At 43.2% G+C, this 294-nt stretch carries 1 protein-coding gene; it reads left to right on the top strand.

Features of this window, described 5'->3' with window-relative positions; translation table 11 throughout:
• Positions 1–294 (top strand): group II intron reverse transcriptase/maturase (locus ACYQ3Q_RS28615; RefSeq protein ID WP_459931763.1); only part of this gene is annotated, 294 nt, incomplete at both ends.

Here is a 294-nt window from a genome sequence, read left to right as displayed (position 1 = left end):
CGAAAGAAATCATCAAATACGGCAACCAGGTACTGCGTGGACTCCTGACTCAACAGCGTGGCTGCACCAATTTCTATATGGGTGCGCGCATCCAATACATCGTAACGTTTTCAATAGCTAAAACTCTGGCTCGCAAATTCGACATCAGCATAAAGAAAGTGTTCGCCCGATACAGCAAAGCTCTCATGATCAATTACACAAATGTCAAAGGTAAAGCCTGCTCAGTCAGTCTGGCACTATACAAATCTTTTTCGAGACAAAAGAACTTCTTCGCCAAAATCAAGTTGGCAGTTA

The sequence above is a fragment of the Desulfosporosinus burensis genome, from assembly GCF_054657535.1.
Note: the sequence above shows the minus strand (reverse complement) of the source record. Positions and strands in the feature narration are given on the sequence as shown.